The organism is Trinickia acidisoli, from assembly GCF_017315725.1.
GTDB classification, from domain to species: Bacteria; Pseudomonadota; Gammaproteobacteria; order Burkholderiales; family Burkholderiaceae; genus Trinickia; species Trinickia acidisoli.
Genome location: NZ_JAFLRG010000002.1, coordinates 236,858 through 253,457, shown reverse-complemented (window position 1 = coordinate 253,457; position 16,600 = coordinate 236,858). Strand labels below are relative to the sequence as shown.

Here is a 16,600-nt window from a genome sequence, read left to right as displayed (position 1 = left end):
CGTGTTGCGAACGGCCTTCGCGAGGTGCTTACGTTGCGGGAGAAGCGCTAGCAAGAGATCCAACACTCGAACGCGACTTAACCGCACTGGGTCGACGTTTTGCGCTTGCCTATCACAAGGCCTCGACACCACAGTGGTCGACCGACCGCTCTCATGCACGCCCGCAGTCCACCCAGACGGATGCGTTCACCGCGTGCGCGACAGCAGCCCCGGCAGATAGATTTGTGCTAGCGGGGCTAGCCGCTCTGCGAGAGCAACAACCAGTTGCACATCGGCATGATCAACCTGCGGCCGATACACCTGGATCTATGCCACCGAGCACGCACAAACCCGTTGGCGACAACAAACGCGGACGCGGACGTTGACGCTCGCAACTAGGAGAACAGGCGGATTGCGAGAGGCAAATGCAGGGCTTTCGGGGCGACAGACGCCAGCGACCCGACTGGATTTTTTGTGGAATAACCAGATGAGTAGGTCAACCGCAGGTACGTTACGCCTACAACAAGTACCGTTGTACGCGCGCCAGCGCTAGCTCTTCGCGCATCTCACCAGGTGCTCATTGCGGGAAGGTTATCGTCACACAGTGGCAGTGGCGAGTTCAGGGACACTCGGTCTCAGTCATAGAGGTACACGGGGTTCACTTCAACGGATTACTCACTGGCATCAATTCTTTGCGTCATCCTCTTTCCAATTATTAGCGGAACCCACTATGTTAAACACATCAGATTCACAAAAAGATCCTCCTCAAGCAGTTCCTGAAAGCCCACCTCGCTCTTCGGAGAGTAGACTCGATGTCCATCCTGCTGCTCCTGCTGCTCCTGCCGCTTCTGCCGCTTCTGCCTTTCCGGTGCCCCAAGGTGACGCGCGATATTCACGACTATTATCGGCAATCCCGCCGCCCGCAAGCCTGCGAGTGCCAAGCATATGTTCCGCGCCGGCCGCACACCCGACTGCCCAGTCACCCAATAGGGTTATCCAGTCACATGTCCCAGCTTCTACCCCCGGAGGGTCACAGGGTCGTTAGACCAACATGAGGCGTGGTTCGAAATTGGCTGTTTGATGTTACACAGACGAGCATTAGCCTCCCACGATCGTCGTAAGAGGGAGGCTTTGAGCGCGAGCGCGCCCGGCCTAGGCGCGCGATCTATCCCGAGATAATCCTGGCCCATACCAAACATACGTATCGAGATCCCTCACAGCAAGGCATCGCCCCATTCACAGAACGCAAAAGCAATCCAACAAGCAATCCTCCCGACACAGAGTGCTGCGTCTCCCCATGGCCTGCAATGAACTAGGCCTACGCACGACATACGATTCACAATTCTTCATAGCGTGCCTACTTCTGTTCCCATAGCATGGAAGCCATGCAATCAGCAGGGCTCACGACGCGGAGTGCGGCATCTCCCTATGGCCTACAACAAACTGCCGTATCGTTCTCAGGGGGAACAGCATGAAACAATACCTTTCCTTATCGGCAATTGCCGCAACACTTGCATGCGTGGCATTACTGCCGCAAGCACACGCCGGAACCTATACCAATGGCACAGCAACCGCACAGTTCACGGTTTCTCTGACATTGCAAGGCAACTGCACGATTTCCGCCAATCCGCTGAATTTCGGCACGAACGGAGTTCTCTCCTCGGCAGTCAATCAGCAAACTACGGTATCCGTAACTTGTACGAACACCACCCCCTACAACGTCGGGCTGGACGGCGGCACCGTCTCCGGCTCAACCGTTACGAGCCGGTTATTGGCCGGTACCGCCAGCGGCAATACCAGTACGACAGTCGGCTTCCAGCTTTATCAAGACTCGGGACACAGCACTGTCTGGGGCAATACGCAAGGTAGCAATACTGTCGGCGGCACGGGCACCGGCTCCGCACAATCGATCACGATCTATGGGCAAGTGCCGGCTCAAACGACGCCGCAGCCCGATACCTATCAAACAACGATCACCGCGACCGTGTATTTCTGATCACACGTGACATCTACATGGACAAGCTACGTCAATGTCTGATCGCCCTTCTTCTCATAGCGGGCCTTTCACCTCTAGACAGTGTCGCCGGGATGCTTCAGGTTTCACCGGTCATGGTGGAGATCCAAGCAGGCGAAAATGCGTCTGGCCTGACGCTGCGTAACCCCGACGACCAGCCTCTCTATGGGCAAGTGCGGCTGTTCCGTTGGGACCAGGCTGACGGTAATGACACACTCACTCCAACGCAAGACATCGTCGCAAGTCCGCCGATCGTCGAGATCGCTCCGCGAACGAGTCAATTGGTGCGGCTGGTGCGCATCACAACAGCACCGCCTACCACTGAACAAAGCTACCGCATGGTCGTCGACGAATTGCCACGGCCCAACCTCACCCCCACGACCGGCATCACGATTCGATTGCGCTATTCGTTACCGGTGTTTATCGAGCCAGCCGGCGCAATGGGCCAACCCAGTCTTTCATGGCATCTCATCCACACTGACCAAGGGTGGATCATGCGGGTCGACAACACCGGCACGCGACGCGCGCAGATTGCCGCGATTGAACTCGTGAACCAGAACGCCAAAGTCTATGAGATCAATAAGGGACTGCTTGGCTATGCACTGGCCGGACGTGGTCGACAATGGCAGATATCGCTTCCTCCACAGGCCGATTTGAGCGGCGTCGTGAAGGTCCGCGCCGCTATCAATTCGCTCCACACCGAGGCGGTGGTAACCGTGGAACAAACGAAATGATAGATGACGCTCCCACCGCTTATCTTCTGTAGTGCCTGCGGTGAATACCCTGCGCTGCCATTCAAGCAAAACAAATCAAACGCTATCGGGGACGACCTGTGGGCATCTTTCGCACAGTGCTCATTGCCGCGGCGTTGATCAGCTCCGGATGTGTGCACGCACAAAGCGAGGGCTTTGCAGCCTCATCGCACACGAAAGATGCGAACGTGCATTCCGTTCATGACCTCTACCTCGAAGTCAACCTGAACGGCCAGCCCACGTCGTTGATCGTACATTTTCGTGAACTGGATGGACGTCTCACCGTGGCAGGCAAGGACTTGGGCGATGTTGGGTTGAACGTCGATCGTCTTGGGATCAGTCAAGCAACCGATGTACAGCTAGACTCCATTCCCGGCCTTCACTATACGTACAACGCCGCCGAGCAAACCGTCGACCTGCAAGCACCGGACAACATCCGCAAGCCCTACAAGTTCGATACGCGCATACTACCCAAAGCACCTCACGCAACCTCGTCGTCCGGATTGTTCATCAACTACGACGCGTTCACGCAAACGGGTTCGGACACACAGCTCGCGCTGGCAAACGACGAACATTACTTTATGCCATTGGGCGTATTGAGCAATTCGGGCGTCGCGTACCTGTCAGGCGCCGAGCATCACTACATGCGGTACGACACATCGTGGAGTCACTCGAACGTATTGACGAACAACACCACTCAAATCGGCGACACCATTTCAGCATCACTGGCTTGGACTCGCTCGATTCGCATCGGTGGATTCCAATGGGGCAGTAATTTTGCGTTGCGGCCCGACTTAGTGACTTTTCCGGTCCCGGCGCTCTATGGGTCGGCTGTCGTACCGTCTGCCGTCGACGTGTATATCAACAGCGTGAAGCAGTACAGCGGCAACGTACCCAGTGGCCCGTTCATCATGAACAACGTGCCAGGGATTACGGGTGCGGGGCAAGCAACGGTCATCACACGCGATGCGCTCGGCCGTACGATCACCACGTCGATGCCGCTTTACGTCGACCCGCGCATGCTTGCGGCTGGCCTCTCTAGCTACTCGTTCGAAGCGGGCTTTGTCCGCCGTGCCTACGGCCTCGAATCGTTTTCCTACGATCCCCATCCCGTGTTGAGCGGCACCATGCGATACGGCTTGACCAGCACACTCACACTGGAAGGTCATGCCGAGGCCACGCACAACCTCGTCAATGCCGGTGGCGGTGCGCTGATGCGGTTCGGCCAGCTCGGCGTAGTCAACGGCTCGTTATCGGCTAGTTCCGGCAGTTTTGCCGGCACCCAGGCGAGCTTGGGCTATCAACTAATCCGGCGTGACTTTTCGATTAACGCGCAAACTGTGCGGGCGTTTGGCAATTTCGGTGACCTTGCCTCGAGTCAGGGCTCGTTAGTGCCGTCGGCAACCGATCAGGTGACGTTCTCGTTCCCGTTCATGCGACACCAAACTTTCTCACTAAGCTACATCGGATCAAAATATCCGGATTCACCCTCCTCGAAAATCGGCTCGATTTCCTGCACGCTGAATTTCGGCCATCTGACATCACTCAGTTTGAGTGCCTACAAAGACTTCGAGCAACATAGTGGGTCGGGCGCGTTCATCACCTTAAGCTTAGGATTCCTACATAAAACCTCGATCAGCACCACTGTCGGACGCGAAAATGGTCAATCGAACTACAACATCAACGCGATACGCTCGCCCGACTATGCGGGTGGCTGGGGCTGGGGTGCACAAGCTGAAGGCATGGGGAATACGCCTTTCCGGCAAGCACAAGTGCAATACCTGGGCAACGACGGCGAAGTGACCGCCGCCGCACAGAATATCGGTAAAGTCACTAACGCATCGCTCGATATAACCGGTGCCGCGGTGCTGATGGATCGAAGCGTCCAACTCTCGCGCCGCATTGATAATGGATTCGCGCTGGTGTCCACGGATGGTGTCGCAGGAATTCCAGTGTTGCACGAGAACCGTCTGATCGGCGTCACCGATGGCTCCGGGCACCTGCTGATCCCGGATCTGAACGCCTATCAGAACAACGAGGTGAGCATCGAACCCATGAATCTACCCGCCAATGTCCGGCTTGCCGCCACCTCGATGAACCTGACGCCGCAGGCACAGTCCGGCGTGCTCGCGCACTTTGGTATGACACGCTACCAGGCGGCTTCCGTGATCCTCGACGGCCCGGACGGCAAGATCCTCCCACCTGGCACACAGGTCCACCATGAAGAAAGCGGAAAGGGCACGATCGTCGGCTACGACGGCCTCGCCTTCATTGACGGTCTCGTGCATGACAATCACTTGTTGATCGGCAGCGGCACATCGAGGTGCACAACAGAGTTCACGTATACCCCTCCGAGCGACGGCTCGTTGCGGACAATCGGACCGCTAAAGTGTCGAAGCTTGACCGGAGGCCGGCAATGAAGCGGTACACGTTCCAGCTCATTCTTTGTGTGCTGACGCTTTGCCTCCCTAGCTTGGCGAACGCTCAAAGCTGCTCAGCCGCCGCATCCGCAATCAGCTTCGGTAACGTCAGTCCGATTAGCCTCAGCGCAGTCGACACTACCGGCACGATCACCGTTACATGCACCTGGCCGAAAAACACCACTACACCCAATGTGCTGGTGTGCTTGAATCAGAACGTGGCGACGCCCCTCGATCTCAAGCATGGAAGCAACACCATGCAATATGGCCTGTACCAGGATGGAGCCTATTCGATCATGTGGGGCTCCGTCTCCAACGGGACGACACCTATTTCACTCACGCTAACCAAGCCCTCAACAAGCACCAGCACCTCTCAGGCGGTAACGATATACGGCCAGATCACGGCCAACCAGCCAACGGTTCCGACTGCCGGTAATGCCAGCACCTCGTACACGGAAAGCTTCAGCGGTACCAATGCAACGATAACCTATGGATTTTATTCATCCGCCGAGCCAAGTTGCTCGTCGCTTTCCTCATCGAAGCACGTCACGTTCACCGCTTCTGCCACCGTTATCAACGACTGCAATATCAACGCGACAAATGTTACTTTCGCGGCAACTAGCGTGACGACTACCGCACTGAACGCCACGGGTTCGATTACTGCGCAGTGCACCAGCGGCGACGCGTGGCGGATTGCGCTGAACGGCGGCTCTAGTGGCAGCGTCACAGCGCGCGAGATGCAAAGATCGGGCGGCGGAGGCACGATCAGCTATCAGCTCTACACCAATTCGACGCATTCGCAAATATGGGGCGATGGCACCAGCGGCACCACGATGGAGACCGGAACAGGTACCGGCAATTCGGTCGTGCTTACTGTCTACGGCGAAGTCCCGTCGCAAACAACTCCGCTGCCGGGTAGCTATAGCGACACGATTACGGCCACTATTAGTTTTTGATAGCGATTCGGGTGCTATAAGGGGCTTATTGGCGTGGAATTGATAGTTGTAGCGCCCTCCGTTTCCAGTCAACGAAGGGCGTAGAGTTGGAGCAAACGCTGAACAAATGCAGGGCAACTGACATCAACGAGTTTAGTGAAACCTATCGCGATGACGCACCGACGGACGGCGAATGGGCCTGTGGCGGCGGAACGCGACTCGCACAACCAACAAGCCCAGCAAGCAACTCCATACGCCTCTGCTCATCAACGGACATCAACGTCCCTTCCCCGTTCGGGGTCAACATTAATTCGTGCAAAGCCTCGAACTGTGACTCTGCCATAGCATGCCCTCCAACATCTAAAAGATCACTGAACACGGCCAACTACAATCCTTTCATGGCCTTCGGTGTGAAGCGGTTTACGCAATTCGCTGAGCGAAGCTCACTCGGTACTAAGCATACTGCATGGTAGTAACGCGACTTGGATTACGCAAGAAAAAATATCGAAAAAATGTCGTCATGTCACTTCATTCGACCACGAATGCACTTCTCGCAGATCGGAGGCTCGTGCAACGCGCGGCTCCCTTCCCAATCTGTCCAGGCCCCGTTCACCAAGCGAAGAGGCACGAAAATACTAAGATACGACTTTTACAAGAATAATTCGCAATCTGTTTGTGATCCGTATGTAGCCCCATCCCACCCTCCCCCACTCGTGCCCGCTTACCATTCCGCAGAAGCGACACGCTATTAAAACAAGGAGAAGGTTCTATGTTGCACGATCTGCAGCGTCAGCATCCGGAGATGGAGATATGGTGGGACTCCATGCCGACAAGCCTACCCAAATGGGTCAACCGCGCGGTAGAGGCTTGCTCCGCACAACACGAGCATCGAGTTCGAGCCCACTGGGAAGGGCTAAAGAAACATGAGGGGCTGGGCTCAGGGTTGATTAAAAGTGCCACAACCAATCCAAGACTGTTTCTTGAAAACGTTTTACTCGATCTTCCGGCTGCAAAAACCTCAATCCGAGATTTTCTAAGCGAATGTCCGAACGCAACGGACGACGAATTGTATTGGCAATATTACAAAGCCGCATACGCTCAAGAAGCGGCATTATGGCGCGCCGAGTGGGAAGCATCAGCTGGCCGTCACGGCTGGGTTTGCGCACAGTTACCGCCATCCTCGAGCTTCGACGTAGACCGTATGGAACGTCAAGGACTCGAGCTTGCTCGAATCGCGCCCAACGTCATGGTGAAAGTCGTTGGTAGCGCTGAAGGGTATCAGGTCATCGAACGCTTGGTAAGTCAAGGCGTAGCGATCAACAACACGCTTTCCTTCTCGGTCCCACAGTTTCTTTGTGCGCTAGGCGCACTCTCCAAAGGGCACCGGCTTGCGCTGGAAAAGAAAGTTGATATGACGCGGTGGCGAGCCGTTATTACGCATATGACTGGTCGCTTCGGCGGAGAACCCGAGTTTCGTCAACAAGCAACCGAGCGCGACATCAAACTCACGCCGCAACTAATGCGGCAGGCTGAATGGGCATTGATCGAACGCATTGAACCGCTAGTAAAGAGCACTGGCTTACCTATCAAGATGCTCCTGTGCAGCTTGCGCGTGGATATCGAAGATGGAGTCAAGCGGTGCTTTCATATCGAGCAAAGCAGACGTTCGATGTGTGCCTATACGATTCCTCCCGCACTGCTCATGGAGTTGCTTGACCCTGGCACGGAGTGGAATTTAAGCGACACATCTGGCCAAGAACCCGTGCCAGCCCGTGCTTTACAACTCCTTCGACAGATTCCGTATTTCCTGGAAGCATGGGACCCGGCTGGAATGACCCCGGAAAATTTCCGCTTCCACCCCGCATTTCTCACCGGCCTTCAGGACGTCCACGCCGCATGGCGGCGAGGTATCGATATCGTGCGCTTGTGTCGCTTTGAATAACCTTCCTCATTTCGGAGCATTCACAATGCAAAAAACCCTCATGATCATCGGCATAGGTGATTTAGCTGGCTTGGCGCTAAATCTTTTGGCACAAGAGGAAGAGTTCGGCCGTATCGTATTGGCTGGGCGCAATATGGAGGAAATGTCCCGGCGGCGCAACCTTGCCACGCTGTTTTCCGCACAGCTAGGTCGATTTCACAACATCGATTGCGTACAGCTCGACTTGCGTAATGAAGATCAAGCCACCGCGGCAATTGCCGAAGTCAAACCCGATATCATCTTTAACACGGCTACGCTGCAATCGTGGCGCATCATAACGCAACTTCCCGCACCAATCTTTCGTCAACTCGACGAGGCGCAGTACGGCCCGTGGTTGCCAATGCACTTGGCGCTTGTTCATAAGCTTATGCGTGCTGTGCGCCAAAGCGGCGTGCAACCCATCGTGGTGAATGCCGCATTCCCTGACGCTGTCGGACCGGTGCTAAAAACGACCGGGCTTGCGCCTCACATCGGGATCGGTAACGTGGCGAACGTCATTCCGGCATTACGCGGCGCGATTGCGATGATGCTGAAAGAGCGCGCTCGCGATGTTTCTGTCAGGCTCTTTACGCAGCACTACCTCAGTCACCGCGTGCCGGCCTATGGAAATTCGGGGGGTGCGCCGTATTACGCGGAAGTGAGTTGCAATGGCCGCGATGTAAGCAGCGACATCGACCTCGAGCAGGCTTTTGGTTTGGTGCAGACGCGCTTTCAACGCACCGGTGGCGCGTTTCGTCAACTGATCACAGCCGCATCCGCGATGTCTGTCCTGATGCCCCTGCTGCGCGGTCGTCATGCGGAAGTGCACGCCCCCGCACCGGATGGTCTACCCGGCGGCTATTGCGTGCGCGTCGGATCGCGCGAAATCGACGTGGTTGTTCCACAACGTGCAATGCTTTCTCAATTGATCGAAATCAATCAGCAGTGTCAGCGCTACGATGGCATAGAGTCGATCGAACCTAACGGCACAACCGTATTTGCACCAGCACAAATGCAGATCATGCATGACATGCTCGGGTACCAATGCGAGCGTATGCCTCTAGCCGAAGTCGACGAGTGGGCAACCGAACTTGGTGCAAAGTACCGCGAATTCGCAGCGCGGGTGTCGGCATGATGGAAAGTGCGCACGAGCTTTCATTCAGCAATGCATCGAACCGTCCCCGAATCAATCAGGAAGCCGGCATTGATGCCGTGCTGTTTGATTGCGACGGCGTTCTAGTCGATTCCGAAAACATCACAAAACGCGTGCTGCGCCAGATGCTTGCCGAGCAAGGCTGGGCGCTAAGTGACGAAGAATGCATGACATTCTTCGTCGGCAAGGCCCCTGAAGACGAGGCCACATTGATCGAGGCGCACACCGGTAAGCCGCTGACAACTGAGTGGCTACAGGATTACCGGAGCCGCCGCAACACCGCGTTGGAGCGGGAAGTGCAAGCGGTGACACACGTGGGCGATGTCGTTCATACCGCGTTCGAAAAATGTGGCGGCCGTATCGCCTGCGCATCGGGATCCGACCGAACCAAGATTGAGTTGCAGTTACGCAAGGTTAAGCTGATGCCATACTTCGAAGGCCGAATATTTTGTGGGCCCGAGATGCCCCGTACCAAGCCTGAGCCAGATGTCTATCTGGCAGCCGCACAGGCATTGGGTGTCGCCACCAGTCGCTGCGCGGTGCTCGAAGATTCGGTGACAGGTGTCACGGCGGGCAAGCGTGCGGGCGCGACGGTGCTTGCATACTGCGCCCCGCAGAACTCAGCCAATCGATCCGCGTTGCTTGAAGCGGGTGCGGACATGGTGTTCACCGACATGACCGCCGTGACACGATTCCTTCTGCAAGTATGATTGCAGGCGTGCTAGCCGGGGTAGCCTCCGGCGCGCTTTGGGGCTTGGTGTTTATTGCACCGACCCTGCTGCCAGGTCATTGGTTTATCGACCTGGCAGCAGGGCGATTTATGGTCTACGGCACCCTCTCCCTCATCGCGTTGATCGTCGGACGACGTACGCCGCTCACCGCATCGCATGCTACCGTCGCCCTTGGCCTGAGTATCTTGGGCTTCACGGCCTTCTACGTTTTTCTGGCCTGCGCAATTGATACGTCGGGAAGTACCTTACCGACACTGATTGTCGGAATGCTGCCCGTTTCTGTCATGGTGTGCGGCAAATCCCGGCATTTGCGGTGGAGTCAATTGCTACCCGGGCTTGCCGCCACACTGCTCGGCATCGTGCTCACCACTGGGCGATTGACATCCGCGCCTCTAGCGCCGGTCACCGATGTGACAAAGGGTATTCAGCTATCTGTCGCGGCACTTGCTTGTTGGACCGCTTTTGCGGTACTGAATGCGCGATGGCTTGCTCGTCACCCTGAAATGAGCGCGATGGACTGGGCTCACTGGCTGGGAATCGGTGCAGCGGCCAGCAGCGCGTTCGTCTGGCTGTTTTGCGGATCGAGCGCCAAATCGTTGCTGCACTCACCTCAGCTAGGCACTTTTGCTGCATTGGCGCTCTTAACGGGCATCGGCTCCACATGGCTTGCCACGATCTGCTGGAACATCGCAAGCCGACGCTTAGGGCCTAGCCGCTGCGGACAACTGATTGTGAGCGAGACAATGTTTGCGCTGCTCTATGGTTGCTTATGGACAGCACACTTTCCTACTCCGATGCAGATCTTCGGTTCTACGCTGTTCATGATGGGGGTACTGGTTACGCTGCGCACGCAGTGGTCGACCCGCGACGCGCAGCTTCGGCACGTTACCGACACTTCACGTAGCGCTCGTATCAGTGAAGCACGTTCAATCGAGTAATCATTGTTGGGGGAATTCTCGTGCCAAATAGAGTGCAATTGCTACTTGACGAGCACAAGTATGTGAGGCGCCTCGTTGATGCAGCGCGAGAAGGAGATCGATACAGCTTGACGGTGTTGCTCGCGGATCCTCCACGGGTCCTCTGGGGCAGAGGAGTCATGACTCGGTGGGATAGAGTCGTCGTCGATGGCCCATTGCATCTTTCGCTTCTTCACCTCGCGGCTCAAGGCGGCCATGCGGAGATCATCGAGGAGCTGGCGTCAATGGGTGGCGATCTGAATGTTCGTGACGCGTTGGGCCGAACACCTGCGCATCTGGCCGCGGAGAAAAAGAACCGCGGTGTGTATCGCCGTCTGATCGAACTGGGCGCAAATCCCTCGCTGCCAGATCGCAACGGGAGAACACCCGAAACATGTTGGGAGTCGCAACCATCTCCCAGCGTCGTGAAATTACCGAGTATTTACCCCCATTCCCGACGGCCGCCCGTCGCCGCCTCGACGGTTCGCTAAGGGTGGGATGCATCGCTTGAGGCAGCACAGGTGACCATCATAGTTGACGACCTATTGCAGGCGAAATTTCGAGGGAAGCTCAAGTCGCCCGTGGGAGGGCGAATGACGTCGTCAAAAAAATATAGGTCCACTGAGCGATGTGCCAAACGCACTATCGACCGCTGCCATCCAGGCATAGTCCATTGGTGCAGGACACCCCGCTAACCACCCAGCGCGCAAGGCGGCGGTACTTCCGGGATCATAGAACGGGTCCCATACCTGAATGGCAAAGTAATCATAAGTCCACACGTTGCACATTGGACCGCCTGATCCTCCTTCGAGCCAACCGCTCAAGCACAAAAGCACCTCGCACGGACCGGCGTTTGCAGTGGCCGGCGCAAACCCGAATGCAATCGCGGCAACGAAAGCCCAACCCATGCACATAGACTTCCATGCCGTCGCGCCGATAGAGTGTTGTCGGCTCTGGCCGCCTACTCCACTTCCGCGGCATAAGTTCGAATTACGGGTCGACGAGCGCATTCGCTGTATTCTCAAACCAACACCCATGATCGAACTCCCCATGACACAAAGCAAAGCTGCCTTGCAACTCCCCTATTGAAAAGTAATAGGACCCACAGCCGATATACAAACCGCCATCACAGCTTCAAGCTAAGGTTGTCCTCGCTCAGGATACGAGGAGCAGCAATGGCCAAGATTCAGTAGCTTAGTGGCTTATTTGACAGGCTAATTTTTCTATTCATTATTGTGATGTCCAATTCGAATAATGGGAAATGGATATCAATCGCTGGTGAGAAAAATTACATCGGAGGTGTCATGACATCTGGCGGGCGGCAGAGATAGGGAAGTGGCGGGGGGGATGCGCGACAGGAGACCCGCCGTCGCTGGTGTAACCCATCGATCCAGATCCAGTAGGCGATGCTGGCGGTGATGCTACCCGTGGTAGCGCTGCTGCGGGCAATGGTCCCGGCGGGAGAGCTGCCGGTGCTGCCGGTGCTGCCGGTGCTGCCGGTGCTGCCGGTGCTGCCGGTGCTGCCGGTGCTGCCGGTGCTGCCGGTGCTGCCGGTGCTGCCGGTGCTGCCGGTGCTGCCGGTGCTGCCGGTGCTGCCGCCTTCGCCTTCTCTCTCTCAGCTTTCGACTTCGCCAACACAGGCACGTGCCTTCCCACTTCCGAGCGAGTAAAGACGTTCCCATGCCAACCAACGGCGCTAGCCACCAAGCCTGCTACAAAACTGCCAATGCCCCCCCCTCCGCCGGGCATCACAACGCCTAACAGGTCGGCAAGGCCGCCGGACACGGAGCCGATCGCACTGGATCCAAAAACGCCCTCGACGCATTGCGCCCGAGTGAAGCCTGCCTTTATCTGATCATGCAACGCCCCAGGAAATACATCCCGGTACCCCCCCCACATCTTCTTCACCATGCTGCCGAACCGCGTTACGACAGGCTTACCCAGCCGGTCGATATTGCGGTTAACGTCGCTCGCGATCGCATCTGGATCAGTACGGATTTCGAGCTTGTCCGGCACCATCCTGATGCCGAACAGCGGTGCCGCCGAACGCTGTCCACCTTTACCGCGCAGCACCTGGCTGATCACCTGCATGCAAGCGTTGGTGGGCGGCCCAATCAACATCGCGATCGGACTGATGAAGATAGAGAGCGCCGAAGCAACCCCTGCGAACTCGAGACCTCGCAACGGCCACGTCACCAACGCGCGCGGCCCAGTCCGTCCAGCCAGATCCGCAAGCACCTCCTTGCCAAGCGCCTCTCCCAGCCCCTTGGTGGGACATACCTGCCAGAATCGCCCTCGCCCATCCGTGGCGTTGTTGACGTGCCCGTCGACCTTACCAGCGGCTGTCATAGCGCGCACAGACCACCCAAAGGCAACGCACATCGCTACCAATACACCTGCGCCGATCACCAGAATCGGGGCAAGAGGGACGAGAGGGGCGAGCAAGACACTCGCCGCAATACCCGCTGCGCTCATTGGCCAATAGGTAACCGCGTTACCAACCATCTTTTGCAAGAACGTCGCGCCCACATCCGCGCGCCACGCCTTATCCGCGAATTCGGCAACACGAGCGGGCGTCCAGCCCTTCTCGTGGAAGGCTCTCGCACTTGCAATAATTGCCGCCTGGAACTGCTTCTCCAGCTTCGCTTTTTGCTCCGCGGTAAACGCTTGAGGCTTCCCGTCCTTGCCTTTCAGATCTTGTGCACGCAGGAACTTATCGAAGTCGCCGACTTTGCTGAGGATGCAATCGGCAATAGCATCGACGTTTTCGTTACCGGTCGGAGGAAGGACAAAGGATGGAGCAGGAAAACGCGCCGGCAAAGCTCTGCCCGCCCCCTGAATCAGCGGCGCTCTATCGTCATCGCGCGACCTGGGCATTGGACGCATCCCCCTTAATAACCGACCTACTCCTTGCTTCCAACGATATCGGCACGGGGTATACCGATGACCTACTCGCGGTAACGATACCAATCGTGCGGAACATGGCGGAGCACACCGGCAAGGTCGCTTCCAGTGCTTGCTCACAAGTTCGAAAGCTTCGCGGGATAAAGCACTGCAGGTGAATGGCCCGTGCACTCGCAAGCCCTGTCGCAATTGGTATGGGAATGGAAAGGCCACCGCAACTAACGTAGAGCAGAAATCTAGCGATCCCACAACGCTACTGCCACCCTTTTCCAGGCTCTGTGCCGCACCATGCAGCACATTCATGAGCCCGTGTCACGAGATGCATACATGCCGTACGCAAGTCAACCAGAGCGATATCCTTCCCCGCCGTTCCCAGTTCGGGATGGGCAGGACGAACAGGTGCGAAGTTGGCGCGCCCTGCTGGATGCAGTGCATGGGCGCTTTGACCCTGCTTTGCCAATCGACAAGCGGCAGCTCTATGCAACGGCCCTGGCTACCGAATATGCCCTAGCACGGTTACATACCGAAGAGTTCGAGCGCCGCTTTGAGCAGATATCGCGCGACGAAGGGGCTGTCCGCGATTGGGCAGTTGGCTTTACTGCCGCAGGTGCGTTCGGCGTCGCACGAGGCTGCGCTAGTGCAGTTGGAGGCGCAATTGGTGCGTCGGCGGGGGGGCCCTTGGCCGCTTGGCTTGGCTCGAAGCTCTCTACGTTCGCCGCAGATAGCCTTGCAAGCTGGCTCTCCGCGCGGGGTGGTGCGCGAGCGGCAGAGCTATTTAATGACCCAAATGGTAAATATGCACTGGCAACCACACCAGCAATTGCCTCGGCACCCTGGCGCATGTTTACGGCGCTGGCGGGCTATGGCTTACCCGCCGGAACACTGCTCGTAGCCCGTGCGGCCATTGCGGGCGCCTTTGAGCACCCGGCAGTGACAGGCGGAGAGTGGCTGGGGCGCCAATGGGCCTCCGCCGCAGCTGGATGTGTTCTCGGACCGGTCGCGTCGGGCGCGGGCGGAGTGCTATTTGGATATGGGCGTCGCGCGGGACAACCGACTTATTTGAATCCCAAAACGATATTCGAGGGCGAGGACGACATCGAGGCCGGCGGGCTATCGATACGGGCGCGGATGGTCAATCGACTCAGATTGCCTACGCGCGGCCTAGACAGCGAATTGCCGCTCCGGCCACCCCAGCCCGGCCCATCGGATATTTTGTGTCGTGGGAAGGTTTCGTGGGAGCAAGCGAGCCGCCCATTCGGCGCCTATCTTGCCGCAACTTTAGGAGGCGACGCATTTGGCGGTGGCATTGGTGCAGCTACCGCTTTTGCAGAAGGTGCTCCGGGTTTAGCTGCGACCACCGATGCGGCAGGCGCATACTTACTCTTGCTTCTAATCTGGGGAGCTGTGACTCCGGTTCCGGGTGGTGTTAGGCCTGCTGGCCCTGCTGCGCCGGCACCAGTTGCTGCGGTAGCGGTAGCGCTAGCACCGGCGGTGGCAGCCGCTTCTAGCGCCGCCCCCCCACCGCCAGCGGCATCAGCCGGCCCTGAGCCGGACGCCGCTTCCCCATCGCCAGCCGTTGTTGCACATTCAGCTAGCCCAGGTTCAGCGCAGCAGGCACCGGCTGCACGAGAAGCCCCCCCCTATGCAGCCGGCAGACCACACCCGCGAGCGCCAGCACGTCTGAGTCCAACTCATCGATATATGGTGGGAGATGAACAAGCGTACGGGGTATGCCTACCCGATAATCCCAGTGTTGTATGGTCCCCTCGAGGGGCCCGAGCATTGCAACTAGGTATGGACGCCGAACTCCATCGGCTGCACGGCGCAGTTCGCGTTCGCCCGCCTGCTGGAAACCCGGCCGCATCTCGCCGACAGGAACTTTTAAGAGAGGGCAACATCACAGTGAGCGCTTGCCCAGCGCCCCATAGCACGCGCCCCCCTAGTCCCGTGCCCCTCGCTGCTATCGGGGCATCCTCCCCCTTTAGCCCAAGGTACCCGCCCCATGCCCCTGCCCAGCTGCAAGGACAATGACGTTCTCCACCGCCCCCATCCTTAACGCCCGCATCGAGAGCACCCCTACGTCTTCGCCGAAACACACTACGCCTGCGTCTCCGCTCGATCAGCAATTCCAACCAGCAAGGAATGAACCATGATCGACTTTTTAACACTGGCACAGCAATGCGCCCCCGTCGTCGATCCACATACGATGGCCGCGGTCGTGCGAGTCGAATCCAGCTTCAATCCTTACGCGATTGGGATCGTGCATGCAAGACTGGTCAGGCAACCGCGCAATTTGGCCGAAGCGCTAGCCACCGCCCACGCCCTCGACGCGCAAGGCTATACCTACAGTGTCGGCCTCGCGCAAATCAAGCGAACCAACTTAGCGCATTACGGCCTGTCTCTTGAAGGCGGATTCGAGCCATGTACAAACCTGTGGGCGAGTTCCAAGATCCTCGCCTCATGCTTCCAAGGCGCGCGCAATACGAATCCGCAGCCTCAGCAAGCATTGCGTATCGCACTGTCCTGCTACTACAGCGGCAATAAGCGCGATGGTTTTACGCAAGGATACGTGCAGAAAGTGGTCACGGCCGCGAACAATACGAGCGCGATGCCGATTCCGCTCGTGCCCGCGCTACAACCGCAACCATCCGTCAACTCGCCACAGCAATCGAAGGCATCATCCGATACAACAACACAACACAACACAACCGATAGCACCGAAACGAACCATAACCCGGCAAACGATGCGCCCACACGTGATCCACGCGATGCACAGGTGTTTTAGCATCGGCGCTC

11 protein-coding genes are annotated in these 16,600 nt (G+C 57.5%); 10 read left to right on the top strand and 1 reads right to left on the bottom strand.

From position 1 onward, the window contains the following. Positions 1–1,450: 1,450 nt before the first annotated feature. The 9 genes from J3485_RS19710 to J3485_RS29585 all read left to right on the top strand — a co-directional run bounded on the left by J3485_RS19710 (position 1,451) and on the right by J3485_RS29585 (position 11,391). Positions 1,451–1,975: a Csu type fimbrial protein gene (locus J3485_RS19710; protein ID WP_206956029.1), complete on the top strand. Its 525-nt coding sequence runs from the start codon at positions 1,451–1,453 to the stop codon at positions 1,973–1,975. Positions 1,976–1,992: 17 nt separating this feature from the next. Further along, positions 1,993–2,727 carry a fimbrial biogenesis chaperone gene (locus J3485_RS19705; RefSeq protein ID WP_206956028.1) on the top strand — a complete coding sequence of 245 codons (735 nt, stop codon included), beginning with the start codon at positions 1,993–1,995 and terminating at the stop codon, positions 2,725–2,727. A 98-nt stretch (positions 2,728–2,825) separates the two neighbouring features. Then, positions 2,826–5,165 (top strand): fimbria/pilus outer membrane usher protein, encoded by a 2,340-nt coding sequence (locus tag J3485_RS19700; RefSeq protein ID WP_309477058.1) that lies wholly within the window; start codon positions 2,826–2,828, stop codon positions 5,163–5,165. Then, the gene (locus tag J3485_RS19695; RefSeq protein ID WP_206956027.1) at positions 5,162–6,121 is read left to right on the top strand and encodes a Csu type fimbrial protein; all 960 of its coding nucleotides are present in this window, start codon (positions 5,162–5,164) and stop codon (positions 6,119–6,121) included. Before J3485_RS19700 ends, J3485_RS19695 begins: the two co-directional genes overlap by 4 nt. A gap of 748 nt (positions 6,122–6,869) precedes the next feature. Beyond that, on the top strand, positions 6,870–8,042 hold the full coding sequence (locus J3485_RS19690; protein ID WP_206956026.1) for a transaldolase family protein: 1,173 nt from the start codon (positions 6,870–6,872) through the stop codon (positions 8,040–8,042). Between the two features lie 25 nt (positions 8,043–8,067). Further along, positions 8,068–9,195 carry a hypothetical protein gene (locus J3485_RS19685; protein ID WP_206956025.1) on the top strand — a complete coding sequence of 376 codons (1,128 nt, stop codon included), beginning with the start codon at positions 8,068–8,070 and terminating at the stop codon, positions 9,193–9,195. After that, a complete protein-coding gene (locus tag J3485_RS19680; protein ID WP_242538858.1) occupies positions 9,192–9,923 on the top strand; it encodes an HAD family hydrolase in 732 nt (243 codons plus the stop codon). Before J3485_RS19685 ends, J3485_RS19680 begins: the two co-directional genes overlap by 4 nt. After that, positions 9,920–10,882: a DMT family transporter gene (locus tag J3485_RS19675; protein WP_206956024.1), complete on the top strand. Its 963-nt coding sequence runs from the start codon at positions 9,920–9,922 to the stop codon at positions 10,880–10,882. The genes J3485_RS19680 and J3485_RS19675 overlap by 4 nt, the downstream gene beginning before the upstream one ends. Positions 10,883–11,040: 158 nt before the next feature. Then, on the top strand, positions 11,041–11,391 hold the full coding sequence (locus J3485_RS29585; RefSeq protein ID WP_206956023.1) for an ankyrin repeat domain-containing protein: 351 nt from the start codon (positions 11,041–11,043) through the stop codon (positions 11,389–11,391). An 811-nt stretch (positions 11,392–12,202) separates the two neighbouring features. On the opposite strand, the gene J3485_RS29040 is transcribed toward J3485_RS29585, so the two are convergent. Beyond that, complete coding sequence (locus J3485_RS29040; RefSeq protein WP_242538857.1) at positions 12,203–13,777, bottom strand: hypothetical protein; 1,575 nt, start codon at positions 13,775–13,777, stop codon at positions 12,203–12,205. Positions 13,778–15,953: 2,176 nt separating this feature from the next. Here J3485_RS29040 and J3485_RS19660 point away from each other — a divergent pair. Then, the gene (locus J3485_RS19660) at positions 15,954–16,589 is read left to right on the top strand and encodes a lytic transglycosylase domain-containing protein (RefSeq protein WP_206956022.1); all 636 of its coding nucleotides are present in this window, start codon (positions 15,954–15,956) and stop codon (positions 16,587–16,589) included. Positions 16,590–16,600 lie beyond the last annotated feature (11 nt).

What these genes read in the sequence shown, in the direction of transcription:
- J3485_RS19705 (WP_206956028.1), top strand. Translation starts at nt 1,993, where the DNA reads ATGGACAAGCTACGTCAATGTCTGATCGCCCTTCTTCTCATAGCGGGC.
- J3485_RS19710 (WP_206956029.1), top strand. Translation starts at nt 1,451, where the DNA reads ATGAAACAATACCTTTCCTTATCGGCAATTGCCGCAACACTTGCATGC.
- J3485_RS29040 (WP_242538857.1), bottom strand. Translation starts at nt 13,777, where the DNA reads ATGCCCAGGTCGCGCGATGACGATAGAGCGCCGCTGATTCAGGGGGCG.
- J3485_RS19685 (WP_206956025.1), top strand. Translation starts at nt 8,068, where the DNA reads ATGCAAAAAACCCTCATGATCATCGGCATAGGTGATTTAGCTGGCTTG.
- J3485_RS19695 (WP_206956027.1), top strand. Translation starts at nt 5,162, where the DNA reads ATGAAGCGGTACACGTTCCAGCTCATTCTTTGTGTGCTGACGCTTTGC.
- J3485_RS29585 (WP_206956023.1), top strand. Translation starts at nt 11,041, where the DNA reads ATGACTCGGTGGGATAGAGTCGTCGTCGATGGCCCATTGCATCTTTCG.
- J3485_RS19660 (WP_206956022.1), top strand. Translation starts at nt 15,954, where the DNA reads ATGATCGACTTTTTAACACTGGCACAGCAATGCGCCCCCGTCGTCGAT.
- J3485_RS19680 (WP_242538858.1), top strand. Translation starts at nt 9,192, where the DNA reads ATGATGGAAAGTGCGCACGAGCTTTCATTCAGCAATGCATCGAACCGT.
- J3485_RS19675 (WP_206956024.1), top strand. Translation starts at nt 9,920, where the DNA reads ATGATTGCAGGCGTGCTAGCCGGGGTAGCCTCCGGCGCGCTTTGGGGC.
- J3485_RS19690 (WP_206956026.1), top strand. Translation starts at nt 6,870, where the DNA reads ATGTTGCACGATCTGCAGCGTCAGCATCCGGAGATGGAGATATGGTGG.